Source organism: Streptomyces sp. JJ36 (assembly GCF_021696945.1).
Taxonomy (GTDB): Bacteria; Actinomycetota; Actinomycetes; order Streptomycetales; family Streptomycetaceae; genus Streptomyces.
Window position 1 is genome coordinate 75,464 of sequence record NZ_JACYHE010000007.1, and the last position, 24,115, is coordinate 99,578.

Here is a 24,115-nt window from a genome sequence, read left to right on the forward strand (position 1 = left end):
TCCGCATGCCTGGCATCACGCGCGAGGAGGTCGCCCACCTCGCCCGGCTGGCACGTCTGGAGCTGAAGGACGAAGAGCTCGATCACTTCGCCGGACAGCTCGACGCCATCATCGGCGCGGTCGCCGCCGTCTCCGAGGTCGCCGACGAGGACGTGCCGCCCACCTCCCACCCGCTGCCGCTGACCAACGTCATGCGCCCGGACGACGTCCGTCCGAGCCTGACCCCCGAGCAGGCGCTCTCCGGCGCCCCCGCCAAGGAGCAGCAGCGTTTCAAGGTGCCGCAGATCCTGGGGGAGGAGTGACCGCCATGAGCGACAGCGACCTGACCAGGCTGACGGCCGCGGAGACCGCGGCGCGGATCGCCGGCGGCGAGGTCACCGCCGAGGCGGTGACCGAGGCGCACCTGGCCCGTATCGAAGCGGTCGACGAGAAGGTGCACGCCTTCCTGCACGTCGACCGCGAGGGCGCGCTGGCCGCGGCCCGCCGCGTGGACGAGAAGCGCGAGCGCGGCGAGCAGCTCGGCCCGCTGGCGGGCGTGCCGCTGGCGCTGAAGGACATCTTCACGACCGAGGGGCAGCCGACCACGGTCGGCTCGAAGATCCTCGAGGGCTGGCTGCCCCCGTACGACGCCACGGTGACCCGGCGGCTGCGGGAGGCCGACGTGGTCGTCCTCGGCAAGACCAACATGGACGAGTTCGCGATGGGCTCCTCCACGGAGAACAGCGCCTTCGGCCCCACCGGGAACCCGTGGGACCTGACCCGCATCCCCGGCGGCTCCGGCGGCGGCTCCTCCGCCTCCCTGGCGGCCTTCCAGGCGCCGCTCGCCATCGGTACCGACACCGGCGGCTCCATCCGGCAGCCCGCCGCCATGACCGGCACGGTCGGCGTCAAGCCGACGTACGGCGCGGTGTCCCGGTACGGCATGGTCGCCTTCTCCTCCTCGCTGGACCAGGGCGGCCCCTGCGCCCGTACCGTGCTGGACGCGGCCCTGCTGCACTCGGTGATCGCCGGGCACGACGAGCTGGACTCGACCTCCGTCGACCAGCCGGTGCCGGACGTGGTCGGCGCGGCCCGGCAGGCGGACGTGCGGGGCCTGCGGGTCGGCGTGGTGAAGGAGTTCCGCGGCGAGGGCTACCAGGCCGGGGTGATGCAGCGGTTCGACGAGTCGGTGGAGCTGCTGCGCGAGCTGGGCGCCGAGGTCGTCGAGGTGTCCTGCCCGGTCTTCACCAAGGCGCTGCCCGCCTACTACCTCATCGCGCCGAGCGAGTGCTCCTCCAACCTGGCGCGTTTCGACGCCATGCGGTACGGCCTGCGGGTCGGCGACGACGGCACCCGTTCCGCCGAGGAGGTCACCTCGCTGACCCGGGAGGAGGGCTTCGGCCCGGAGGTGAAGCGCCGTGTGATGCTCGGCACCTACGCCCTGAGCTCGGGCTACTACGACGCGTACTACGGCTCGGCGCAGAAGGTGCGGACGCTGATCACCCGGGACTTCGCGCGGGCCTTCGAGAGCGTGGACGTGCTGGTCTCGCCCACTTCGCCGACGACCGCCTTCCCGATCGGGGAGCGTACGGACGACCCGATGGCGATGTACCTCTCCGACCTGTGCACCATCCCGTCCAACCTCGCGGGCAACGCGGCCATGTCGCTGCCGTGCGGCCTCGCGCCGGAGGACGGGCTTCCGGTGGGGCTCCAGATCATCGCCCCCGCCATGGCCGATGACCGGCTCTACCGTGTCGGTGCGGCCGTCGAGGCCGCCTTCCAGGCACGTTGGGGACACCCGTTGCTCGAGGAGGCACCGTCGCTGTGAGCGGAAAGCTGCAGAAGGCCAAGGGCTTCAAGAAGTCCAGGACCGGCATGTACATCTCCATCGCCAGCTCCCTCTTCGGTGCCGTCGGCACCGTGAAGCGCGCGAAGAAGGCGCGCCAGGAGGGCGACACCCTGCAACTGCTCGATGTGGCCGTCTCGGCCGCCGGCATCGTCACGGGCATCGCACTGCTCGTACGGGAGCTGCGGCGCCTGGACGCGGACGATGTCCTCGCGGACGACTGAGAGGCAAGAATTCCCGTGACCGTCACTGAACTGGTGTCGTACGAGGACGCCCTGGCCGGGTACGACCCCGTGATGGGGCTCGAGGTGCACGTGGAGCTCGGCACCCGGACGAAGATGTTCTGCGGGTGCTCCACCGCGCTCGGCGCCGAGCCGAACACCCAGACCTGCCCCACCTGCCTCGGTCTCCCCGGGTCGCTCCCGGTGGTCAACGCGACCGGCGTGGAGTCCGCGATCCGGATCGGCCTCGCGCTGAACTGCGAGATCGCCGAGTGGTGCCGCTTCGCCCGGAAGAACTACTTCTATCCGGACATGCCGAAGAACTTCCAGACCTCGCAGTACGACGAACCGATTGCCCACGACGGCTTCCTGGACGTCCAGCTCGAGGACGGGGAGGTCTTCCGGGTCGGCATCGAGCGCGCCCACATGGAGGAGGACACCGGCAAGTCCACCCATGTCGGCGGCGCGACCGGCCGTATCCACGGCGCCTCGCACTCGCTGCTGGACTACAACCGGGCGGGCATCCCGCTCATCGAGATCGTCACCAAGCCGATCGAGGGTGCCGGGCCGCGGGCGCCCGAGGTGGCCCGCGCCTACGTCGCGGAGCTGCGGGAGCTCATCCGGGCGCTCGGCGTCTCCGAGGCACGCATGGAGATGGGCCAGATGCGCTGCGACGTCAACCTGTCGCTGCGCCCGCACGGCAGCACCGTCTTCGGCACCCGCTCGGAGACGAAGAACGTCAACTCGCTGCGCTCCGTCGAGCGCGCCGCGCGCTTCGAGATCCAGCGGCACGCCGCGGTGCTGGACGACGGCGGCGCCATCGTCCAGGAGACCCGTCACTTCCACGAGGAGGACGGCTCCACCACCTCCGGCCGGGTCAAGGAGGAGGCGGAGGACTACCGCTACTTCCCGGAGCCCGACCTGGTGCCCGTCGCGCCCTCCCGCGAGTGGGTGGAGAAGCTCCGTGCCGAGCTGCCGGAGCTGCCGCGGGTGCGGCGCAACCGGCTCCGCGAGGAGTGGGGCATCTCCGAGCACGAGATGCAGTCGGTGCTCAACGCCGGCGCGGTCGGCCTGATCGTCGCCACCATCGACGCCGGCGCGCCGGCCGACCAGGCGCGCAAGTGGTGGATGGGCGAGCTCGCCCGCCGGGCGAACGAGACGGGCGCCGAGCTGGACGACCTGCCCATCACGCCCGAGCAGGTGGCCCGCCTCTGCGCGCTGGTCGCGGAGGGCTCGCTCAACGACAAGCTGGCCCGGCAGACCATCGAGGGCGTGCTGGCCGGCGAGGGCAGCCCGGACGAGGTGGTGGAGAAGCGGGGCCTCAAGGTCGTCTCGGACGAGGGCGCGCTGGGCACCGCCGTGGACGAGGCGATCGCCGGCAACCCGGACGTCGCCGAGAAGATCCGCGGCGGCAAGGTGGCCGCGGCCGGCGCCCTGGTCGGCGCGGTCATGAAGGCCACCCGCGGCCAGGCCGACGCGGCCCGGGTCCGGGAGCTGATCCTGGAGAAGCTGGGCGTTCAGGGCTGAACGCGTACCCTGCGGGTACGGAGAGGGGCGGTCCCGGCTTCCGGGACCGCCCCTCGGCGCGTCTCCGGGGCCCGGCAGGGCACACCGGGCGGTGCGCGTGCCGTGCGGGCGCCGCTCCGGGGCGCGTACGGCGCGGCTGCGCCCGTACCCGGGACGGATGCGGGTCGCGGTCGCTAGCGTGGCCCCGTACGACCAGGCTGTTCCGCGAGGAAGGTGGGCGACGTGATCACTCGGATCGAGATCGACGGGTTCAAGTCCTTTCTGGACTTCGAACTGGATGTGCGCCCGTGCACGGTGCTCGTGGGCGGGAACGGCTCCGGCAAGTCCAATCTGCTGGAGGCGCTCGACCTCGTCCGCCGCACCGTCCGGAGCGGCTTCCCCGCCACGCCGGGCGCCGACACGCCGCACGCGCCGCTCCCCCTCTTCCACCACGCCGAGACCGGCGGCCGCGGTCACACGGCCACCGTGATCAGCATCAAGGTCGGGATGATCGTGCCCTCCGCCGACGGGCCGCTGCCCGTGGTCGTCTGGCTGGAGATCGAGCGGGAGAGCGGCGCTCCCCGCTCGCTGGGCGCGGCGCCGCTGCTGCGCGGCAGTGTGTGGGTGAGCAGCCTGGAGCGCACGGGCTGGATGCGCCGGCAGGGCATCCCGGAGGAGCTGAGCGCGGCCATGACCGAGGCCCGCGAGCGCTTCCTGCGCCGCACCGGCACCGACTGGGTCAGCCTGGACGACGCGGAGCACCCGGCCGGCGCCGGCGACGGCGAGCTGCTCGCGCTGCTGCACCGGGAGTGCGAGACCTGGCAGCCGCTGGCGCTGGACCCGGCCGCGATGCGCCGCCCCTCCGCCGGCAGCGAACTGGAGCCGCTGCAGGCCGACGGGGCGAACCTGGCCGCGGTGCTGCACCGGCTCGGCCACACCGAGCGGCACCCGCTGGAGGAGGACCTCACCGCACTGCTCCCGGAGACCTCCGGCATCCGGCCGCTCTTCGACGAGCGGCGCGGCGAGTACGACTTCGACGTCCGCCTCGGCCACACCGGCTGGGCCTCGCCGGCCCTGCTCTCCGGCGGCACGCTCCGTACGCTGGCGCTGCTGGCGGCCTGGCGTGACGAGCGGCGCGCCGGGGTGCTGGCCGTCGAGGAACCGGAGAACGGGCTGCACCCGACCACCCTGGTCGGGCTGGTGGGCCGGCTGCGGCGGGGCATCGACGGCTACGCGGACATGGCCGAGCGCGCCACCCGGGTCCGCGGCTTCCGTCAGCTCCTCGTCGCCACCCAGTCCCCGGCGCTGCTCTCGGCGCTGCGCCACGAGACGGCGGGCAACCTGGTGTTCCTGGAGCAGACGCCGCACACCGACCACAAGCACCAGGTGGAGTCGATGGTGACCCGGGCCCACCCGCTGCGGGAACAGCGCCCCGGCGAGGACCCGGGGGAGACCCTCTCGGCCGAGCAGATCACACGGATGCTGGACGGCATGCAGCGGCTCACCGTGTGAGACCGGCCGGCGGCGGACGCATGTGAGAACGCACACGAGAACTGCAAACGATCTCCCCGACGTGCCAGAGTACGTCGGACGTGTGCGCGGGTGAGCACATGTCCTCCGGGGGGCGCGCTCCCTGAAAGATCCACGAACTGCAGATCCGTCAGGGAAGCCGATGGCCGCTCTCGCCCGGTGGTGTCTCCGCCGCCGACTCCTCGTCGCCGTGCTGTGGCTGGTGGCGCTCGCGGGCACCGCGGCGGCCGCGACCGCCGCCGGCAGCGCCTACTCCAACGACTACGCCGTCCCCGAGACCGCGTCCGGCCGGGCCGCCACGCTGCTCGCCGAGGGCTTCCCGGACCGCGCAGGTGACAGCAGCACGGTGGTGTGGCGGTCCGCCGGTACCCCGGACGGCGTACGGGAGGCCGGCGTCGAGCAGCGCATGACCCGGCTGCTGGCCGACCTCGGCGGGCAACCCGCGGTGTCCCGGGTCACCGGCCCGTACGGATCCGGCGACGCCCGTCTGATCAGCGACGACGGGCACACCGCCTACGCCCGGCTGCACTTCCGGGGGCCCGTCGAGGACCTGCCGGAGGACCAGGTCGCCGCGGTGCGCGGCCTCGCCCGCGAGGCCCGCGGGGACGTGCCCGGGCTAGAGGTCGCACTCGGCGGGCGCGGCCTGAACCTCGCGGAGGCCGGCAGCGGCTCCGCCCGGGTGAGCGAGGCGGTCGGCGTGCTGGCCGCCGCCGCGGTGCTGCTCTTCGCCTTCGGCTCGTTCGCCGCCATGCTGCTGCCGCTGGTGACCGCGCTGGTCAGCGTGGGCACCGGCTATCTCGGCATCCAGCTCCTCGGGCACGTCACCACCGTCGCCGACTTCGCACCCATGCTCGGCACCCTGATCGGGCTCGGGGTCGGCATCGACTACGCGCTCTTCATCGTCACCCGGCACCGCCGCGGGCTGAAGGAGGGCCTGCCGGTCGCCGTGGCGGCCGAGCGCGCCCTGGCCTCCGCGGGGCGGGCCGTGGTGTTCGCGGGCGTGACCGTCTGCATCGCGTTGCTCGGCATGCTGGTGCTGCGCCTGGACTTCCTGTTCGGCGTGGCGGTGGCCGGCTCGCTGACCGTACTGCTGGCGGTGCTGGCCTCGGTCACCCTGCTGCCCGCCCTGCTGGGGGCGATCGGGCGGCGGGCGCTGAGCCGCCGCGAGCGGCGCCGGCGGGCGGCGGACCCGGCCGCCGAGGAGGGCACCACCGGAGCCGCCCGCTGGTCCGCCTTCGTCGAGCGGCGCCCCCGGCTGCTGGGCGCGCTGGCCGCCGCGGTCATGCTCGCCCTGGCGCTGCCCGTGCTGGGGCTCCGGCTGGGCACCCCCGGCCCGGCGGACCAGCCCGCCGGGTCCGCCGGCCGGCAGGCGTACGACCTGCTGGCCGAGGGCTTCGGGCCCGGGGTGAACGGCCCGTTGACGCTCGTCGCCGAGCTCGACGGCGCAGCGGGGAAGCTGGCCTTCGGCGAACTGACCGGCACGCTGCGCGAGGTGCCGGGCGTCGCCGGGGTGACCGGTTCGGAGGTGAACGGCAGCGGGGAGGTCGGCGCCGTCACGGTCGTACCGGAGACCGGGCCGCAGGACGGGGCCACCTCGCGGCTGGTGGAGCGGCTCCGCACCGACGTGCTGCCCGAAGCGGTCGCGGACCGCCCGCTGCGGGTGCACGTGGGCGGGCCCACGGCCGGGCAGGACGACTTCGCCGCCGCCGTCCTGGACCGGCTTCCCGCCTTCCTGGCGACCGTCGTCGCTCTCGGGTGCGCCCTGCTGCTGCTCGCCTTCCGCAGCGTCGGCATACCGCTCAAGGCGGCGCTGATGAACGTGCTGGCGGTGGCCGCCTCCTTCGGCGTGGTGGTGGCCGTCTTCCAGTGGGGCTGGGGCAGCGGCCTGCTCGGGCTCGGCGGTGCGGGACCCGTCGAGCCCTTCCTGCCGGTCGTCATGATCGCGGTGCTCTTCGGCCTCTCCATGGACTACCAGGTGTTCCTGGTCAGCCGGATGTACGAGGAGTGGCGGGCGACCGGCGACAACCGGCGGGCCGTCCGGGTGGGCCTGGCGGAGACCGGCCGGGTGATCAACTGCGCGGCCGCCATCATGATCGCCGTGTTCGGCGCCTTCGTCCTCAGCGGGGACCGGATCATCGCCATGTTCGGGATCGGTCTGGCCACCGCCGTGGCGCTGGACGCGTACGTGCTCCGCACCCTGCTGGTGCCGGCCCTGATGCACCTGCTGGGCGGCGCCAACTGGTGGCTCCCGGCCTGGGTGGAGCGCCGGCTGCCGCGCATCGGCATCGAGACGCCGGCCGCCGCACCCGCACCCGCACCCGCGCCCGCAGCCGCGCCGGCTCCGGCACCGGCCTCCGCGGCGGTCGGCGCACACGCCGCCGCGCGGCCCGGGGCGGCGGCTCCGGAGGCCTCCCCGGCGGTTCCGCCGCAGCACCCCTCGCCCACCGGGGCCCGCGGCCCCGCCGCCGTCCGGGGATCCGAGACCCGGCCGTAAGACCCCCATGCCCGCAGCCCGGGGAGGCTGGCCTCGCCCGGCTGCTGCCCGGCCTGGAGCCGCCGGGTCGCCGAATCCCCGGCGACCCGGGTGGCCCGGTGCCTCCTTGCCCGGCGGGCCCCCTCGCGTGCCCGCGGTTGTCGGCGTGCCCCGGCGGGTCAGGCGTCCCCGGCGTCCCCCGGGTCCGCGGTGGTCGCGGAGTCCTCCTCCGGCCGCGGCCGCGGCGGCAGCACCGCGTCGGTCTGCGAGGCGATCACCACCGTCCCGGAGTCCAGGTCCACCGGCCCGCAGCCGGGCCCGTGGTCGCCCTCGACCATCCGGGTGTGATCCAGCCGCTGCCGCTCGTCCTCGGTGTGTTTGGCGCTGGGGTTGAACAGTTCCTGGCTCAGGTCGAGCATGGTCGCGAGTTCCTTCCCCCCACCCCCTTCGGGGCAGAACGACGGTGCCGGACGACGGGTGCCGTCCCGCGGGGTGCTCCGGGGTCCGGCGTCCTCCCTCAGCGCACCGTGAGCCTCAGGATACGGTCGTCACCGCTCTCCGGGGTCCCCCGTGTGTCCGTCTCGCTGGTCACCAGCCAGACCTCGCCGGGACCGGCGGAGACCACCGTGCGCAGCCGTCCGTACCGCTCCTCCAGGAACGCCTGGGGCTCGGCCGAGAGTTCCGTGCCGCGCAGCGGGACGCGCCACAGCCGTTCGCCGCGGAGCGCGGCCATCCACACCGAGCCCTTCGCCGTGGCGATGCCGCTGGGCGACGCCTCCGCCGGGCGCCACTGGGCCACCGGGTCGGTGAACCCCTCGCGGCCGGCCTTGCCCTCCACCTCCGGCCAGCCGTAGTTGCCGCCGGGCTTGACGAGGTTGAGCTCGTCCCAGGTGTCCTGGCCGAACTCGGAGGCCCAGAGGCGCTCCTCGGCGTCCCAGGCGAGCCCCTGCACGTTGCGGTGGCCCTTGGAGTAGACGACCGAGTCCGGGTCGGGGTTGCCGTGCCCGGGCGGCTCGCCGTCCGGGGTCATGCGCAGGATCTTGCCGGCCGGGGAGTCGTCGTCCTGGGAGAGCCCGCGGTCGCCGGTCTCGCCGGTGCCGACGTAGAGCATCCGGTCCGGCCCGAAGGCGATCCGGCCGCCGTTGTGGATCGTGCCCTTGGGAATGCCCTTGAAGACGGTGTCCGGCGCGCTCAACTGGTCGCCGGGCTGCTCGTCCGGGTCGTAGCGCATCCGGACGACGCGGTTGTCGGAGGCGGTGGTGACGTAGGCGTAGAGGGTGCGGTCGTCGTCCGGTGGGAGGGCGATGCCCAGCAGCCCGCCCTCGCCGCCGGGGTCGGTGCCCGGTACCGAGCCGACCTCGGTCTGCTCGCCGTTCCCGGTGTCCACCCGGACGATGTCGCCGGTGTCGCGGGAGGAGACCAGCAGATCGCCGCCGGCGAGCGGCGCGAGCCCCCAGGGCGACTCCAGGTCCTCGGTGACGGTCTCCCGGACCTGCACGCGGCCCTCGTCCGGTGGCGCTGTCGGCGACCCGGTCCCTCCCGGGGCGGAGCCCGAGGGCCGCGGCGACGTCGTCTCCCCCTCCGGCTCCCCGGAACCGCCGGACGTGCAGCCCGCCGCGCAGACCACGGCGGCCAGCGCGGCAGCCGTGCCCTTCGCGACGGCCGCCCGTACGGACCGCCTGGAGAAGTGGCGCACGATCGTCCTCCCGGAGTCGCCGGTTCCGCCACCGGCCGATGGCTCGCTCTCCAGCACATCACATCGTGGCCGCCCGTGGCGCCGTACCGGTCCGGCGCCGGCCCGGGACCGCTCAGTCCCAGGAGCCCCGGGCCGGCGGCAGAGCGGCGATCTCCCGCAGGTCCTCCGCGGTGAGCAGCAGGTCCGCCGCCGCGGCGTTCTCCGCCGCCCAGCGCTCCTTCTTGGTACCGGGCACCGGCACCACCAGCGGACTCTGCGCCAGCAGCCAGGCCAGCGCGACCTGCGCCGGGGTGGCCGCGCCGTGCCGCTGCGCCACCCGGCGCAGCCCGGCGACGATCGGCTGGTTCGCGGCCATCATCTCGGCGGTGAACCGGGGGTGGCGGGCCCGTACGTCCTCCGGCTCGAAGCCGCCGCCGGTCGTCAGGGTGCCCGTCAGATAGCCGTTGCCCAGCGGCATCGCGGCCAGGAAGCCCACCCCGCGGGCCTCGCACCACGGCAGCAGCCCCTCCAGCGCCTCCGGCGACCAGACCGAGAGTTCCGCCTGCACGCTGCTCACCGGGAAGACCTGCTGCACCCGGTCGAGCTGGCGGAGCGTCGCCTCGTGGATGGCGGCGCCGGCCCTCCGGTCGGCCCGCGCCCCCATGGCGCACAGGCCCAGCGACCGCACCTTCCCGGCCGAGACCAGCTCCGCCATGGCCCCCCAGGTCTCCTCGACGGGCACCTCGGGGTCGGCGCGGTGCAACTGGTAGAGGTCGATGGTGTCGGTCTGCAGCCGGCGCAGCGAGGCGTCGCAGGCCCGCCGGACGTAGCCGGGGCGGCCGTTGGCGACGATGTGCTGGTCGCCGACGAGCAGTCCGCACTTGGTGGACACGAAGGCGTCCGCACGCCGCTCCTTGAGCACCCTGCCGAGCAGCAGCTCGTTGGTGAACGGGCCGTACATGTCGGCGGTGTCGAGCAGCGACACGCCCCGGTCCAGCGCCGCGTGCACCGCCCGCAGCGAGGACTCGCCGTCCTGCTCCGAGGCGGAGTACGCCCAGCTCATCGGCATGCAGCCGAGGCCGATCGCCCCCACCTCGAGGGCCGCCGCACCGATTCTCCTGCGCTCCACCTGGACGAGCTCCCTCCTGACGCCCCCAAACTAGCGGGTGCCGCCGGGACGCCACCGGCCCGCCTCGCATAGCCTCTGGCCATGGCTTCCGCATCTCCGGCCTCCGGCCTGCCGCCGGCCACCGACGTATGGCTTCCGGTACCGCCCGACGAGATCGACGGTCTCCCCGTCGGACCCGGATACCGCTTCTGGGACGGCGCCGCCGGGTTCCCCGCCGACCCGGAGCGGTGCGCGTTCTACGTCGTGCCCTACATGAAGGGTGCCGAGGTCGCCGTACGACCGCTGCGCCACATGACGCAGGTGCGGGTCGTGCAGACGCTGACCGCGGGCATCGACCACGTCGCGCCCGCCGTACCGGGGCTGCCCGCCGGGACGGTGCTGTGCAACGCCCGCGGCGTGCACGACGCCAGCACGGCGGAGCTCGCGCTGGCCCTCACGCTGGCCTCGCTCCGCCGCATTCCGGAGTTCGTACGGGCGCAGCAGCGGGAGAGCTGGGAGCCGGGAACACACCCGGCACTGGCGGACAGGACGGTGCTGATCGTGGGCTACGGGGCGATCGGCGGCGCGGTGGAGGACCGGCTGCTCCCGTTCGAGGTGGCGGAGGTGTTGCGGGTGGCGCGCACGGCGCGCGAGGCCGACCGCGGGCCGGTGCACGGCTTGGGTGCGCTCCCGGAACTGCTTCCGCGCGCCGACGTCGTGATCCTGTGCACGCCCCTCACCGAGCAGACCCGCGGACTGGCGGACGCGGAGTTCCTCTCCCGTATGCGGGACGGCGGCCTGCTGGTCAACGTGGCCCGCGGGGGAGTGGTGGACACCGAGGCGCTGCTGGCGGAGGTGGCGACGGGCCGGCTGCGGGCGGCGCTGGACGTCACGGATCCGGAACCGCTGCCGCCCGGTCACCCGCTCTGGCGCGCGCCCGGTGTGCTCATCAGCCCCCATGTGGGCGGCCCCACCTCGGCTTTCCTGCCGCGTGCCAAGCGGCTGCTGCGGGCCCAGCTGACCCGCTGGGCGGCCGGGGAGCCGGTGGAGCACGTGGTCGCGGTGGCCGGCACCCAGGGGCGCTGACGGAACGCTGAGGGAACGCTGAGGAACGCCCACGGAACGCTGAGGGAGCACTGAGCACTGAGATCCACTGAGGGAGTGTTGAGGGAGCGCTGAGGGGGCGCTGAGACTGCACCGAGGGGCCGCCGGGGCTGACGGCTTCGGACGGGCGCGCGCGGAGTCCGGGCGGCGCCCGGGGCGTCTTCGGCCCCGCAGGGCGCCCCCACGCGCCCGGAAAACCCCGGCGAAGGCCGGGGAGAAAGCCGGAGAACGAGTATCTTTCCAGGTCGTCACGTTCTGTATCGGAACTATGTCCCTGAGTGACCATCCTGGTGTATCGTCCCGACGGGGGGCGAAACCAGGACACGAGGGGGGCGACGGGCGAATGCGCGGCCAATGGACGAACCGCCGAATGCGGCACGCAGTGTGCTGCATCCACCGGAAGCACCTGACCCACACGACCCACCCGGCCCAGACGACCCACCTGACCCGCCGGACGCGTGCGGCGCACCGGATACACCGGCCGAGCCGGCGCCCGCCCCGTGCTCCGGGGAGGGCGCGATGAGCGCCCCGGGCGCGGCCCAGCCGGGGAACTGCTGGGCCCGCCCCGGAGCGATGCTGCGGCCCGGCGGCCCCGCCGAGCGTCGCGCGGGGACGCTGGCCCGGCTGCTGGTCACCGTGGTGTGCGGCGGATACGCCGCGGGTGCCGCCGTCGGCTGGGGCTCCCCGGTGCTCGCCCGTGTCATGGGCGACTTCGGGCTGAGCGCCGCCGCCCTGCTCGCCGCGGGCTCCTGCCTGTGGTATGCGCGCACCCAGCGCGGCAGCCGGTTCCGGCCCGCCTGGTTCCTCTTCGGCGTCTCCTCCGCCATGGCCGGCCTGGGCAACGGCGTCTGGGGCTGGTACGAGGTGGTGCTGCGGCAGCCGGTGCCGCAGCCCTCCGCCGCGGACTTCTGCTTCCTGCTCTTCGCACCGCCCGCCATCATCGGGCTGCTGGTGCTCGCCAAACGCCCCGTGACCCGGGCCGGATGGGTCTGCCTCGCCCTGGACGCCTGGCTGATCGGCGGCTCGCTGCTCACGCTCTCCTGGTCGCTGGCGCTCGCGCACGGCTCCTGGCAGGGCGAACCGGTGGCGTACGCCGCACTCGGCCTGGCCTACCCGTTGCTGGACATCGTGCTGGTCAGCATGGTGCTGGCGCTGCACTTCCGGCGGTCCTCCGCGGACCGCCCGGCGATCAACACCGCGATCGGCGCCCTGGCGCTGACGGTCCTGTGCGACGCGCTGTTCACCTCGCCGCTGCTGCGCGAGAGCTACCGGTCGGGGCATCTGCTGGACGCCGGCTGGTTCGCCGGCTCCATCCTGCTCGCGTACGCGCCCTGGGTGGGCCGGGTGCGCAGCCTCCCCGACCCGTACGCCGCCGGGGACCGGCCCGCGGCGGCCGGCCCGCCGGCGCCGCCGCACAGCCGGCCGATCAGCGGCTCGCTCTCCGCGCTCACGCCCTACCTCGCCGCCGCGGTGTGCACCCTCGGCGTCATCCACACCTCCCTGGTGGGGCACGCCGTCGACCGCGTGGTGCTCTTCACCGGCTGCACGGTGGTGCTGGCACTGGTCGTGCGGCAGGGCATCATGCTGCTGGACAACATCACGCTGACCCAGGAGCTCGCCCAGAAGGAGAGCCACTTCCGGTCCCTGGTGCAGGGCTCCAGCGACGTCATCATGATCGCCGCGCCCTCCGGCGTGCTGCGCTACGTCTCCCCGGCCGCCGTCGGCGTCTACGGCCGGGAGGGCGACCAGCTCGTCGGCTCGGAGCTGGCCTCCCTGATCCACCCCGAGGATCTGGCGCGGGTGCTGCACGAACTGCGTCGCTTCCTCGCGGCGCCGCCGGACACGGAGCCGTCCACCCGTATCGAGTGCCGCTTCCGGCACGGCAGGGGGCACTGGCTCAACGTGGAGTCCACCGTGAACCGCTACCACGGCGGCCTCATCTTCAACAGCCGCGACGTGACCGAACGCGTGCGCCTCCAGGCCCAGCTCCAGCACAACGCCTCACACGACCCGCTGACCGACCTGCCCAACCGGGCGCTCTTCACCGAGCGGGTCCGGCAGGCGCTCTCCGGGCGCCGTGGCGCCGACGCGGGAGCCGCCGTGCTCTACATCGACCTGGACGGCTTCAAGGCGGTGAACGACACCATCGGACACCAGGCGGGCGACGAACTGCTGGTGGCCGCCGGGCACCGGCTGCGGCGCTCGGTGCGTGCCGGGGACACCGCCGCCCGGCTCGGCGGGGACGAGTTCGCCGCCCTCATCCTGGGCGACGGCCCGCCGGAGGCCCGCGGCCCCGAGGAGCGCGAGCAGCGGGTACGGGAGATCGCCGACCGTCTCCGGCTGACCCTCTCCGAGCCGTACGGGGTCCAGGGCGCCGAGGCGCGGGTGGCCGCCTCCATCGGCATCGCCTTCGCCGAACCGGGCATCTCGCCCGCGACGCTGCTGCGCAACGCCGACCTCGCCATGTACCGCGCCAAGAAGGGGGGCAAGAACCGCGTCGAGGTGTACGCCCCCCAGCTCCAGGAGGACGTGGTGCGCCAGGCCGAGGCGGCCACCCGGCTGGGCGGGGCCCTGCGGGACGGCAGGTTCGCCCTGCTGCACCAGCCCGTCGTCGAGCTGCGTGGCGGCCGCATCACCTCGGTCGCCGCCCAGGCCCGCTGGCGGTCACCGCAGGGGATACTCTTCACGCCCGCCGAGTTCCTCCGGGCGGACGGCGCACCAGGCGGCGAGCTGCCCGCCGAGCAGGTGGCCCGGATGGGGGGCTGGTTGCTGGAGGAGGCGGTCGAGCAGGCCGCCCGGCGGCGGCAGGCCGGGCTCGACGTCCCGGTGACCGTGCGCCTCTCCGCGCGCCGATTCGCCGAGGGGACGGCCGGCCCCGGCCAGGTGGAGGCCCTGCTGTCCCGGCACGGCCTCGCCCCCGAGGCGCTGGTGCTGGAGCTCTCGGTGAGCGACCCGGACATCCCGCTGGACGAGCTGGAGGAGCGGCTGACGTTGCTGCGCAAGCTGGGCGTGGGCATCGCCCTGGACGGCTTCGGCAGCGGGGGCGCCGCCCTCGCCGCGCTGCGCCGCCTGCCGCTGGACGTGCTCTGCCTGGATCGCGGCCTGGTGGAGGGGATCGCCGAGTCGGCCCGGCTGCGCACCATCACGGCCGGGCTGCTGCGGATCGCCGAGGAGCTCGGGCTCTCCTCCGTCGCGGAGGGCGTCGACCTGCCGGAGCAGGTCTCGGTGCTGCGCGCCCTGGGCTGCACGCACGCGCTGGGCGCCGCCTTCTCCGGTGCCCTCGACGAGCACCGGCTGCGGCGGGCGCTCGGCCGGGGCGGCTACCCGATGCCGGGTGTGCCGGTGCAGGCCGGCCCGGTCACGGCGGCCCGCGCCCAGCGGAGCGGGACACCGGGAGGCCAGCTCCCGGTGGGGCGGGTTCCCGGGGGTCCGGCGGGTCCGGGTGTGCCGGCCGGAGCGGGAGGCGCGGGGGCCCCGGCCGGGCCGGCGCCTGCGGGGCCCGTGCCGGCCGGGACCGCGGGCGGCTCCGCGGGGAGCGGCCCGGTGCCGGAGCACGGCGGGGCGGGGCGCCCGATGGTGGCCGCCGGCGCGCTGCCGGTGCGTCGAGGCGGTACCACCGGTCCGGACGCGGTCGCCCATCCGCCATTGCGCTCACATAGTGAGACTTCCGTCCCACCCACTTGACACTCACAGCGCGCCCGGAGGATGGTCATTGCCATGCGCACCCGAATTCTCGTACTTGGACAGCGCGTCGGCTGACCCGGGGCCGTTCCGGCCCCGCGACTCCAGCGGCGCGCTCCCCTCGCTTGCCCACGGGCACGGGGGGTTTTTTGTTGCACCAGCACCTGGTCGCAACTCGCCACATACCTGACAAACAGCCCACGACGAGCGTCAACCCTCACTCTCCGAGAAGAGACAGCCGATGACCGAGCAGGCCACCGGGGCCCCGAAACCGCAGCCGCGGGCCCCCCGCGCCGGACAGCAGCAGCCGGGCGGACCGGCGCACGCCACCGAGCACATGACGGGTGCGCAGTCCCTCATTCGTTCTCTCGAGGAGATCGGCGCCGACACCGTATTCGGCATCCCCGGAGGAGCGATCCTGCCGGCGTACGACCCGATGATGGACTCCTCCCGGGTCCGTCACGTGCTGGTCCGCCACGAGCAGGGCGCCGGTCACGCCGCCACCGGCTACGCCCAGGCGACCGGCAAGGTCGGCGTCTGCATGGCGACCTCGGGCCCCGGCGCCACCAACCTGGTCACCCCGATCGCCGACGCGCACATGGACTCGGTGCCGCTGGTCGCGATCACGGGACAGGTCACCTCCAAGGCGATCGGCACCGATGCCTTCCAGGAGGCCGACATCTGCGGCATCACGATGCCGATCACCAAGCACAACTTCCTGGTCACCGACCCGGCCGACATCCCCCGGACCATCGTGGAGGCCTTCCACATCGCCTCCACCGGCCGTCCCGGCCCGGTCCTGGTGGACATCGCCAAGGACGCCCTCCAGGCGCAGACGGTCTTCTCCTGGCCGCCGCAGCTCGAACTGCCGGGCTACCGCCCGGTGACCAAGCCGCACGCCAAGCAGATCCGGGAGGCCGCCCGGCTGGTCACCGAGGCCCGCCGCCCGGTCCTCTACGTGGGCGGCGGCGTGCTCAAGGCCGGCGCCACGGCCGAGCTCAAGGTGCTGGCCGAGCTCACCGGCGCCCCCGTCACCACCACGCTGATGGGCATCGGGTCCTTCCCCGACAGCCACCCGCAGCACCTGGGCATGCCCGGCATGCACGGCACGGTGGCGGCCGTCACCGCGCTGCAGAAGTCCGACCTGATCGTCGCGTTGGGCGCCCGCTTCGACGACCGCGTGACGGGCAAGCTGGACTCCTTCGCCCCGTACGCCAGGATCGTCCACGCGGACATCGACCCGGCGGAGATCGGGAAGAACCGCGCCGCCGACGTGCCCATCGTGGGGGACGCCCGCGAGGTCATCGCCGACCTGATCGTCGCCGTCCAGGCGGAGCAGGCGGCCGGCCGTACGGCGGGCTACGCCGAATGGTGGGAGCTGCTGAACCGCTGGCGGGAGACGTACCCGCTCGGTTACGACCTGCCGGAGGACGGCTCGCTCTCCCCGCAGCAGGTCATCCAGCGGATCGGTGAGAGGGCCCCGGAGGGCACCGTCTACGCGGCGGGCGTCGGCCAGCACCAGATGTGGGCCGCGCACTACATCGACTACGAGAAGCCCGCCACCTGGCTCAACTCCGGCGGTCTCGGCACCATGGGCTACGCCGTGCCGGCCGCCCTCGGCGCCAAGGTCGGCATGCCGGACCGCGCGGTCTGGGCGATCGACGGCGACGGCTGTTTCCAGATGACCAATCAGGAGCTGGCCACGGCCGCGCTGAACAACATCCCGATCAAGGTCGCCGTCATCAACAACGGCGCCCTCGGGATGGTCCGGCAGTGGCAGACCCTCTTCTACAACCAGCGCTACTCGAACACCCGGCTGCACGACGGCGACGGGGAGGAGCCGGCCCGCGGCACCCGGGTCCCGGACTTCGTCAAGCTGGCCGAGGCCATGGGCTGCGTGGGGATCCGCTGCGAGGACCCCGAGCAGCTCGACGCGGTGATCGAGCAGGCCAACTCCATCAACGACCGGCCCGTCGTCGTCGACTTCGTCGTCCACGAGGACGCCATGGTCTGGCCGATGGTCGCGGCAGGCACCTCCAACGACGAGGTCATGGCGGCGCGCGGCGTCCGGCCCGACTTCGGCGACAGCGACGACTGAGGATCGGAGCACCCGCGAAGATGTCCAAGCACACCCTCTCCGTCCTGGTGGAGAACACCCCCGGCATCCTGGCCCGGATCGCCTCGCTGTTCTCCCGCCGCGGTTTCAACATCGACTCGCTCGCCGTCGGCGTCACCGAGCACCCCGACATCTCCCGCATCACCATCGTGGTGAACGTGGAGGACCTGCCGCTGGAGCAGGTCACCAAGCAGCTCAACAAGCTCGTCAACGTGCTGAAGATCGTGGAGCTGGAGCCCGGCTCCGCGGTCCAGCGGGAGCTGGTCCTGGTGAAGGTGCGCGCCGACAACGAGACTCGTTCGCAGATCGTGGAGATCGTCCAGCTCTTCCGGGCCAAGACGGTCGACGTCTCGCCCGAGGCGGTCACCGTCGAGGCCACCGGCAGCAGCGACAAGCTCGAGGCCATGCTGAAGATGCTGGAGCCGTACGGCATCAAGGAGCTGGTCCAGTCCGGCACGATCGCCATAGGGCGCGGCGCGCGTTCCATCACCGACCGCTCCCTGCGGGCGCTGGACCGCACCGCCTGACCCTTCCCCCGGGCCCGCCCCTACGGTGGGCGCACCACACTGAAACAAGGAGATTCCCGAAGTGGCCGAGCTGTTCTACGACGACGACGCCGATCTCTCGATCATCCAGGGCCGCAAGGTCGCGGTCCTCGGCTACGGCAGCCAGGGCCACGCCCACGCGCTGTCGCTGCGCGACTCGGGCGTCGACGTCCGGGTGGGCCTGCACGAGGGCTCGAAGTCCCGGACCCGGGCCGAGGAGCAGGGCCTGAGGGTCACCACCCCGGCGGAGGCCGTCAAGGAGGCCGACGTCATCATGGTCCTGGTGCCGGACCCGGTCCAGGCCACGGTCTACGAGGAGTCCATCGCGCCCCACCTCAAGGACGGCGACGCGCTCTTCTTCGGCCACGGCTTCAACATCCGCTTCGGCTTCATCCAGCCCCCGGCCGGCGTCGACGTGTGCATGGTCGCCCCCAAGGGCCCGGGCCACCTGGTCCGCCGTCAGTACGAGGAGGGCCGCGGCGTGCCGTGCATCGCGGCCGTCGAGCAGGACGCCACCGGCAAGGCCTTCGAGCTGGCCCTGTCCTACGCCAAGGGCATCGGCGGCACCCGCGCCGGGGTGATCAAGACGACCTTCACCGAGGAGACCGAGACGGACCTCTTCGGCGAGCAGGCGGTGCTCTGCGGCGGAGCCTCGGCCCTGGTCAAGGCGGGCTTCGAGACCCTGGTCGAGGCCGGCTACCAGCCGGAGATCGCCTACTTCGAGTGTCTGCACGAGCTCAAGCTGATCGTCGACCTCATGTACGAGGGCGGCCTGGAGAAGATGCGCTGGTCGGTCTCCGAGACCGCGGAGTGGGGCGACTACGTCACCGGCCCGCGGATCATCACGGACCAGACCAAGGCCGAGATGAAGAAGGTCCTCGGGGACATCCAGGACGGCTCCTTCGCCGACAACTGGATGAAGGAGTACAAGGCCGGTCTGCCGAAGTACAACGAGTACAAGAAGGCCGACGGCGACCACCTGCTGGAGACCACGGGCCGCAAGCTCCGCAAGCTGATGAGCTGGGTCGACGAGGAGGCCTGACGGCGCGGGGGCGCCCCGGCGCCCCCGTCCGCCCCGGACCGCGGCGGCGGCACCGTGCCGCCGTGGCCCGGGGCGGCTGCCGCGGCTGCCCGCCCCGGCGGCCGGCCGTGCCCGGGCCCGCCCGGGTGCGGCGTGCCCGTACACACACGGGTGATCAATCCCCGCGAAGGGCGGTGCGCACGGCTTCCCGGTGGCTACACTGCGGACAGAAGCGCGTCACAGGCTCACAGCGTCGTGTGTCTTACGCGGCTGCCAACCTCCACCGCCTTCGGCCGTCGGGACGCGGCCGTCCGTAGAGGACAAGTGAGGACTGAGACTCAAGTGAGCAAGCCCGTCGTACTCATCGCCGAGGAACTCTCGCCCGCCACTGTCGACGCGCTGGGCCCGGACTTCGAGATCCGGCAGTGCAACGGCGCCGACCGCGCGGAGCTGCTCTCCGCCATCGCCGACGTGGACGCGATCATGGTGCGCAGTGCCACCAAGGTGGACGCCGAGGCGATCGCCGCCGCCGGCAGACTCAAGGTCGTCGCCCGTGCCGGCGTCGGGCTGGACAACGTCGACGTGCCGGCCGCCACCAAGGCCGGCGTCATGGTCGTCAACGCCCCCACCTCCAACATCGTCACCGCCGCCGAGCTGGCCTGCGGCCTCCTGGTCGCCACCGCCCGGAACATCCCGCAGGCGAACACCGCGCTCAAGAACGGCGAGTGGAAGCGCAGCAAGTACACCGGTGTGGAGCTCTCCGAGAAGACCCTGGGCGTGGTCGGCCTGGGCCGGATCGGTGTGCTCGTCGCCCAGCGCATGTCCGCCTTCGGGATGAAGGTGGTGGCCTACGACCCGTTCGTCCAGCCGGCCCGGGCGGCGCAGATGGGCGTCAAGCTCCTCTCCCTGGACGAGCTGCTGGAGGTGTCGGACTTCATCACCGTGCACCTGCCGAAGACCCCGGAGACCCTGGGCCTCATCGGGGACGAGGCGCTGCACAAGGTCAAGCCGTCCGTCCGGCTCGTCAACGCCGCGCGTGGCGGCATCGTCGACGAGGACGCGCTGGTCGCCGCCCTCAAGGAGGGGCGGGTGGCCGGCGCGGGTCTGGACGTCTACGCCACGGAGCCCTGCACCGACTCGCCGCTCTTCGAGTTCGACCAGGTGGTGTGCACCCCGCACCTGGGCGCCTCGACGGGTGAGGCCCAGGAGAAGGCCGGTATCGCGGTCGCCCGCTCCGTGCGTCTGGCGCTCGCCGGCGAGCTGGTCCCGGACGCGGTCAACGTCCAGGGCGGCGTGATCGCCGAGGACGTGCGGCCCGCGCTGCCGCTGGCCGAGCGGCTGGGCCGGATCTTCACCGCGCTGGCGGGCGAGGTCGCCGTCCGGCTGGACGTCGAGGTGTACGGCGAGCTCACCCAGCACGACGTGAAGGTGCTGGAGCTGTCCGCGCTCAAGGGCGTCTTCGAGGACGTCGTGGACGAGACGGTCAGCTATGTCAACGCACCGCTCTTCGCCCAGGAGCGCGGTGTCGAGGTGCGGCTGACCACCTCCAGCGAGTCCCCCGAGCACCGGAACGTCGTCACGGTGCGCGGCACGCTCGGCAGCGGCGAGGAGGTCTCGGTCTCCGGGACCCTGACCGGCCCCAAGCACCAGCAGAAGATCGTGGCCGTCGGGGAGTACGACGTCGACCTTGCCCTCGCGGAGCACATGGCCTTCCTGCGTTACAGCGACCGTCCGGGCGTGGTCGGCACGCTCGGCCGGATCCTCGGCGAGGCCGGCATCAACATCGCGGGTATGCAGGTCTCCCGTACCACCGTGGGCGGTGAGGCGCTGGTGGCGCTCACCGTGGACGACACCATCCCGGCTCCGGTGCTGACGGAGATCGCGGGCGAGGTGGGGGCGACCTCCGCGCGCAGCGTCAACCTGACGGACTGAACACCCGCACCGCACGGGCCAGGGGCCCGGTCCGGCACTGCGCCGGGCCGGGCCCTTCTGCGCATGCGGGGGCGTCGCCGGCGGCGGACGGCCGATGTGAGGGGCGGGTGCGCCGGTCTCTCTCACTTCCGGTCAGACGGATGAATTCTCTCCACTTCTCCGCCTACCGTGGAATCCAGGTGGAGAAAAAGACTCCACCTGACCGGACCGACCCCTCCCGGAGGTGGGCGATGCGGGCCGACGCCCAGCACAACCGCGAACAGATCCTGCGTGCCGCCCGGCAGATCTTCGTGCACGAGGGCCCCGACGCACCGCTGGACGCGATCGCCCGGCGGGCCGGGGTGGGCGTCGCCACGCTCTACCGGCGCTTCCCCCGCCGCGAGGACCTCGTGCAGGCCGTCGCCGTGCACACGCTGAGCGAGCTGCACGCCGCCGCCCGCTCGGCGGCGGAGCACGAGCCGGACCCGTTCGAGGCCTTGCGCCGCTTCATGCACGCCGCACTGGACCTCAAGATCGGTGCGGTGATGCCCTCGCTCTTCGGGCGCATCGAGGTCGACGACGTCCTGCGCCGGGCCGACGACGCGGCGGAGCCGCTGGAGGAGATGCTCCGCGAGGCGCAGAGCGCCGCGCTGGTGCGGCAGGACGTCGTCCCGGGTGATGTCGTCTTCATGATCATCAGGCTCACCCGGCCGCTGCCGGGTGCGCGGCTGCCCGAGGACGGCGCACTCGCCCACCGCCAGCTCGAGATCTACATCGACGGGCTGCGCCCGTCCGCCGCCTGGCCGCGCGCACAGCGGCTCCCCGGACCGGCCATCGGCGTCGGCCGGTTCCGCCGCATCCGGCGCCGGATGGCCGGCGCACCCCCGGAGGAGCCGGTCGCCGAGTCCGCCGCGCGGACCGGCGAGGCGTCCGGCGCGGGGCGCGAGGAGGCGCGGGCCGGGGGCGCCGCCGCTCCCGAGGCCGGCGCACCTCCCGGGCGCGGACGCCCCGCCGGCTCCGGTCCGCTGCCCCCGAATGCCGCCGCCGGGGCCACCGGAAGTCGTCGGGGCGGCGTGGCGGGCCCCCGCCGCGCGCACCCGGCCGCCCCCCGCACACCCCGGCCCGGGGCGGGCGCCGGGCCCGCACCGGCGCCCGCTCAGCGCGCGCCGCGGTCCGTACGGGCCTCCAGCGCCCGCAGCACGGCCACCATGTCCGACGCGCCGTGGCCGAGCTCCACCGTCTCCCGGAACAGGGCGTGGCAGGCGTCCAGCACGGGCGAGGCCACAGCAGCCGCCCGGGCCGCCTCCGCGATCAGCTCGTTGTTCTTCAGCACGTCCGCAGCCGCAGCCTGCACCGACAGGTCGCCGGACAGCAGCTTGGGCGCCTTCATCCGCGAGACGCCGCTGGCCATCGGCCCCGCGTCCAGCACCTCGAGGAAGAGCCGGGGGTCCAGTCCGTGCCCGCCGGCGAAGTGGAACGCCTCGGTCAGGCCGGTGACCAGGCTGATCAGGTAGAGGTTCACGGACAGCTTCATCAGGAGCGCGTGCGGGACCGGCCCGCAGGCGAAGGTGGTGTGGCACATCGGGGCCAGCAGCGGCCGCACCCGTGCCACGGCCTCGTCCTCGCCCGCCAGCAGGGCCACCAGCCGGCCGGTCTCGGCCGGTGCCCGGGAGCCGGAGACGGGAGCCTCGACGTAGTGGCCGCCGGCGTCGCGGACGTCGGCCTCGAGGCCACCGGAGTAGCCGGGCGAGGTGGTGCCCATGTGCACCACGGTGCGGCCCGCGACCCGGTCGGCGAACGCGGGGGTGCCGCGGCCCAGCGCGGCGTCGGTCGCGGCGCCGTCGGCGAGCATCGTGAGCACCACCCCGGACCGGGCGCAGACCTCACCGGGGCCGTCGGCCACCTCGGCGCCCGCCGCGCGCAGCGGCCCCGTCCTGGAGTGCGTGCGGTTCCAGACCACCAGCGGGGTGCAGGCGCGCGCGAGGTTGAGGGCCATGGGCTGCCCCATGACGCCGAGGCCGAGGAATCCCACCGTGGTCACCGTGCACCGCCCTCTCCGGGGTGCGCCTCCGCACCCCGACCGACTATGACGTACGTCATAGTAGCCTGGACCTATGACGACTGTCATAGGAGGTGGCCGGGACGTCCCGACCGCGCGGCCCGCCGGCAGGGCTCCCCACGCCGCTACGCTGGGGCGCCGCCGGGGACGAGAGGACGGGCCCGGCCGGGCCGTTCGGCGGGAGGACGCACACATGGCCGCATCCGCACGGGGACCGCGCGAGCGGATGGTCTTCAGCGCGGCCCAGCTCATCCGGCGCCAGGGCGCGACCGCGACGGGCATGCGGCAGGTCGCCGCGCACGCCGGGGCCCCGCGCGGTTCGCTCCAGCACTACTTCCCCGGGGGCAAGGAGCAGCTCGTCAACGAGGCAGTGGCCTGGGCCGGACGTTACGCCGGGAAGCGCGTCGCCCGCTTCCTGGCCGAGCTGCCGGAGCCCTCGCCCAGCGGGCTCTTCGCCGCGATGGTGCGCCAGTGGACCGACGAGTTCCGGGACACCGGTTTCGCCGGGGGCTGCCCCGTCGCGGCGGCCACGGTGGACTGCGCGGAGGGCACCGCCTCCGCCCGGGAGGCCTCCGCGGCCGCGTTCGCCTGCTGGACCGGACCGGTGGCCGCGGCCCTCCGGGACACGGGGGTGCCGCCGGCCCGGTCCGAGGCGCTGGCCACCCTGATGATCAGCGCGCTGGAGGGCGCGCTGATCATCGCCCGGGCCGAGCGGGACGTCCGTGCCCTGACCACCGTGGCGGAGGAGCTGGCTCCGCTGCTGGACGCGGCGGTGCCTGCCCGGCCCTGACCCCGGGCCCGCGCGGCCAGGGGCCCTTCTGGGCGGCTCCCGCGGCCCGCCCCGCGCGCCGCGCCTCGCGTCGCCGCGCCGGCGGCCATACCGCGGCCTTGCGCGTCGCCCTGAGGACCGCCGGCTCGTACGGCGACGTCGCCCCGTTCACCGGCCTCGCCCAGGTCCTGTCGTACGCCGGCCACGAGGTCACCCTCGTCGCCCACGACCGCTTCGCCCCGCTCGCCCGCGCGGCGGGGGTGCCCCTCCACCCGCTGCCCGTCGGCCCGTACGCGCTGCTGCACTCCGCTCGCGGCCGCCACCCTCCGTGCCGGTGTCCCCCCGGTGCCGCTCCCCGTCCGGTTCGACGCCTTCTTCAGGGCTCACCGCCGGGGACCTCGCGGCGAGCCTCGGGGAGGTCACCGCCCGGCCCGCCTACCGGCGGCGGGCGGCCGCACTCGCCGCGCGGCTCCGCGCGGAGGACGGCGTCGCGCCCGTACTGGCGGCCGTCGACCGGCTCACGCGCGGCTGAGGGCGTCCACCCGGCCCTCCGGCTTGTGCCCGGCTGCCG

The 24,115-nt window shown here is 73.9% G+C and carries 18 protein-coding genes and 2 pseudogenes; 16 read left to right on the forward strand and 4 right to left on the reverse strand.

From position 1 onward, the window contains the following. Nucleotides 1-5 precede the first annotated feature (5 nt). The 6 genes from gatC (at nucleotide 6) to HOY81_RS04725 (ending at nucleotide 7,576) form a co-directional block, all read left to right on the forward strand. Nucleotides 6-302: an Asp-tRNA(Asn)/Glu-tRNA(Gln) amidotransferase subunit GatC gene (gene gatC, locus HOY81_RS04700; RefSeq protein ID WP_237318427.1), complete on the forward strand. Its 297-nt coding sequence runs from the start codon at nucleotides 6-8 to the stop codon at nucleotides 300-302. Nucleotides 303-307: 5 nt separating this feature from the next. Continuing rightward, nucleotides 308-1,807 (forward strand): Asp-tRNA(Asn)/Glu-tRNA(Gln) amidotransferase subunit GatA, encoded by a 1,500-nt coding sequence (gene gatA / locus HOY81_RS04705; protein ID WP_237318429.1) that lies wholly within the window; start codon nucleotides 308-310, stop codon nucleotides 1,805-1,807. After that, nucleotides 1,804-2,049, forward strand: a complete 246-nt coding sequence (locus HOY81_RS04710; protein ID WP_237318431.1) for a hypothetical protein — start codon at nucleotides 1,804-1,806, stop codon at nucleotides 2,047-2,049. Before gatA ends, HOY81_RS04710 begins: the two co-directional genes overlap by 4 nt. A 15-nt stretch (nucleotides 2,050-2,064) precedes the next feature. Further along, nucleotides 2,065-3,573: an Asp-tRNA(Asn)/Glu-tRNA(Gln) amidotransferase subunit GatB gene (gene gatB, locus HOY81_RS04715; RefSeq protein ID WP_237318433.1), complete on the forward strand. Its 1,509-nt coding sequence runs from the start codon at nucleotides 2,065-2,067 to the stop codon at nucleotides 3,571-3,573. A gap of 222 nt (nucleotides 3,574-3,795) precedes the next feature. After that, a complete protein-coding gene (locus HOY81_RS27655) occupies nucleotides 3,796-5,064 on the forward strand; it encodes an AAA family ATPase (RefSeq protein ID WP_237318435.1) in 1,269 nt (422 codons plus the stop codon). 160 nt (nucleotides 5,065-5,224) lie between these two features. Further along, on the forward strand, nucleotides 5,225-7,576 hold the full coding sequence (locus tag HOY81_RS04725) for an MMPL family transporter (protein WP_237318437.1): 2,352 nt from the start codon (nucleotides 5,225-5,227) through the stop codon (nucleotides 7,574-7,576). Between the two features lie 158 nt (nucleotides 7,577-7,734). Here the strand turns inward: HOY81_RS04725 and HOY81_RS04730 are convergent, their stop codons facing one another. The 3 genes from HOY81_RS04730 to HOY81_RS04740 form a co-directional block, all read right to left on the reverse strand. Next, complete coding sequence (locus tag HOY81_RS04730; RefSeq protein ID WP_237318439.1) at nucleotides 7,735-7,974, reverse strand: DUF6191 domain-containing protein; 240 nt, start codon at nucleotides 7,972-7,974, stop codon at nucleotides 7,735-7,737. Nucleotides 7,975-8,072: 98 nt separating this feature from the next. After that, a complete protein-coding gene (locus HOY81_RS04735) occupies nucleotides 8,073-9,251 on the reverse strand; it encodes a sorbosone dehydrogenase family protein (RefSeq protein WP_237318441.1) in 1,179 nt (392 codons plus the stop codon). A gap of 112 nt (nucleotides 9,252-9,363) precedes the next feature. Beyond that, nucleotides 9,364-10,359: an aldo/keto reductase gene (locus HOY81_RS04740; protein WP_237318443.1), complete on the reverse strand. Its 996-nt coding sequence runs from the start codon at nucleotides 10,357-10,359 to the stop codon at nucleotides 9,364-9,366. Between the two features lie 81 nt (nucleotides 10,360-10,440). Between HOY81_RS04740 and HOY81_RS04745 the strand changes: the two genes are divergently transcribed. From HOY81_RS04745 to HOY81_RS27720, 7 genes and pseudogenes are all read left to right on the forward strand, one after another. Further along, the gene (locus HOY81_RS04745; RefSeq protein ID WP_237318445.1) at nucleotides 10,441-11,424 is read left to right on the forward strand and encodes a 2-hydroxyacid dehydrogenase; all 984 of its coding nucleotides are present in this window, start codon (nucleotides 10,441-10,443) and stop codon (nucleotides 11,422-11,424) included. Nucleotides 11,425-12,015: 591 nt separating this feature from the next. After that, entirely contained in the window at nucleotides 12,016-15,126 is a 3,111-nt protein-coding gene (locus HOY81_RS04750; protein WP_237318569.1) for a bifunctional diguanylate cyclase/phosphodiesterase, read from the forward strand. A gap of 238 nt (nucleotides 15,127-15,364) precedes the next feature. Continuing rightward, complete coding sequence (locus HOY81_RS04755; protein WP_237318447.1) at nucleotides 15,365-17,221, forward strand: acetolactate synthase large subunit; 1,857 nt, start codon at nucleotides 15,365-15,367, stop codon at nucleotides 17,219-17,221. A gap of 20 nt (nucleotides 17,222-17,241) precedes the next feature. Then, the gene (ilvN, locus tag HOY81_RS04760) at nucleotides 17,242-17,766 is read left to right on the forward strand and encodes an acetolactate synthase small subunit (RefSeq protein WP_237318450.1); all 525 of its coding nucleotides are present in this window, start codon (nucleotides 17,242-17,244) and stop codon (nucleotides 17,764-17,766) included. 61 nt (nucleotides 17,767-17,827) lie between these two features. Next, the gene (gene ilvC, locus HOY81_RS04765) at nucleotides 17,828-18,826 is read left to right on the forward strand and encodes a ketol-acid reductoisomerase (protein ID WP_237318452.1); all 999 of its coding nucleotides are present in this window, start codon (nucleotides 17,828-17,830) and stop codon (nucleotides 18,824-18,826) included. Nucleotides 18,827-19,147: 321 nt separating this feature from the next. Beyond that, nucleotides 19,148-20,737: a phosphoglycerate dehydrogenase gene (gene serA, locus HOY81_RS04770; protein WP_237318454.1), complete on the forward strand. Its 1,590-nt coding sequence runs from the start codon at nucleotides 19,148-19,150 to the stop codon at nucleotides 20,735-20,737. A gap of 230 nt (nucleotides 20,738-20,967) precedes the next feature. Next, nucleotides 20,968-21,447: pseudogene (locus tag HOY81_RS27720) on the forward strand (TetR/AcrR family transcriptional regulator); the annotation flags it as partial. 425 nt (nucleotides 21,448-21,872) lie between these two features. Here the strand turns inward: HOY81_RS27720 and HOY81_RS04780 are convergent. Beyond that, on the reverse strand, nucleotides 21,873-22,757 hold the full coding sequence (locus HOY81_RS04780; RefSeq protein WP_308340953.1) for an NAD(P)-dependent oxidoreductase: 885 nt from the start codon (nucleotides 22,755-22,757) through the stop codon (nucleotides 21,873-21,875). A 211-nt stretch (nucleotides 22,758-22,968) separates the two neighbouring features. Between HOY81_RS04780 and HOY81_RS04785 the strand changes: the two genes are divergently transcribed. From HOY81_RS04785 to HOY81_RS04795, 3 genes and pseudogenes are all read left to right on the forward strand, one after another. Beyond that, complete coding sequence (locus HOY81_RS04785; protein WP_237318456.1) at nucleotides 22,969-23,565, forward strand: TetR/AcrR family transcriptional regulator; 597 nt, start codon at nucleotides 22,969-22,971, stop codon at nucleotides 23,563-23,565. A gap of 98 nt (nucleotides 23,566-23,663) precedes the next feature. Next, nucleotides 23,664-23,825, forward strand: a pseudogene (locus HOY81_RS04790) (glycosyltransferase); the annotation flags it as partial. A 53-nt stretch (nucleotides 23,826-23,878) separates the two neighbouring features. Further along, complete coding sequence (locus HOY81_RS04795; RefSeq protein WP_237318458.1) at nucleotides 23,879-24,076, forward strand: hypothetical protein; 198 nt, start codon at nucleotides 23,879-23,881, stop codon at nucleotides 24,074-24,076. Nucleotides 24,077-24,115 lie beyond the last annotated feature (39 nt).

Bases quoted from the DNA above. Each gene is read 5' to 3' on its own strand.
- HOY81_RS04750 (WP_237318569.1), top strand. From the start codon at position 12,016: ATGCTGCGGCCCGGCGGCCCCGCCGAGCGTCGCGCGGGGACGCTGGCC.
- HOY81_RS04745 (WP_237318445.1), top strand. From the start codon at position 10,441: ATGGCTTCCGCATCTCCGGCCTCCGGCCTGCCGCCGGCCACCGACGTA.
- HOY81_RS04725 (WP_237318437.1), top strand. From the start codon at position 5,225: ATGGCCGCTCTCGCCCGGTGGTGTCTCCGCCGCCGACTCCTCGTCGCC.
- HOY81_RS04730 (WP_237318439.1), bottom strand. From the start codon at position 7,974: ATGCTCGACCTGAGCCAGGAACTGTTCAACCCCAGCGCCAAACACACC.
- gatC (WP_237318427.1), top strand. From the start codon at position 6: ATGCCTGGCATCACGCGCGAGGAGGTCGCCCACCTCGCCCGGCTGGCA.
- ilvN (WP_237318450.1), top strand. From the start codon at position 17,242: ATGTCCAAGCACACCCTCTCCGTCCTGGTGGAGAACACCCCCGGCATC.
- HOY81_RS04785 (WP_237318456.1), top strand. From the start codon at position 22,969: ATGGCCGCATCCGCACGGGGACCGCGCGAGCGGATGGTCTTCAGCGCG.
- gatA (WP_237318429.1), top strand. From the start codon at position 308: ATGAGCGACAGCGACCTGACCAGGCTGACGGCCGCGGAGACCGCGGCG.
- HOY81_RS04755 (WP_237318447.1), top strand. From the start codon at position 15,365: ATGACCGAGCAGGCCACCGGGGCCCCGAAACCGCAGCCGCGGGCCCCC.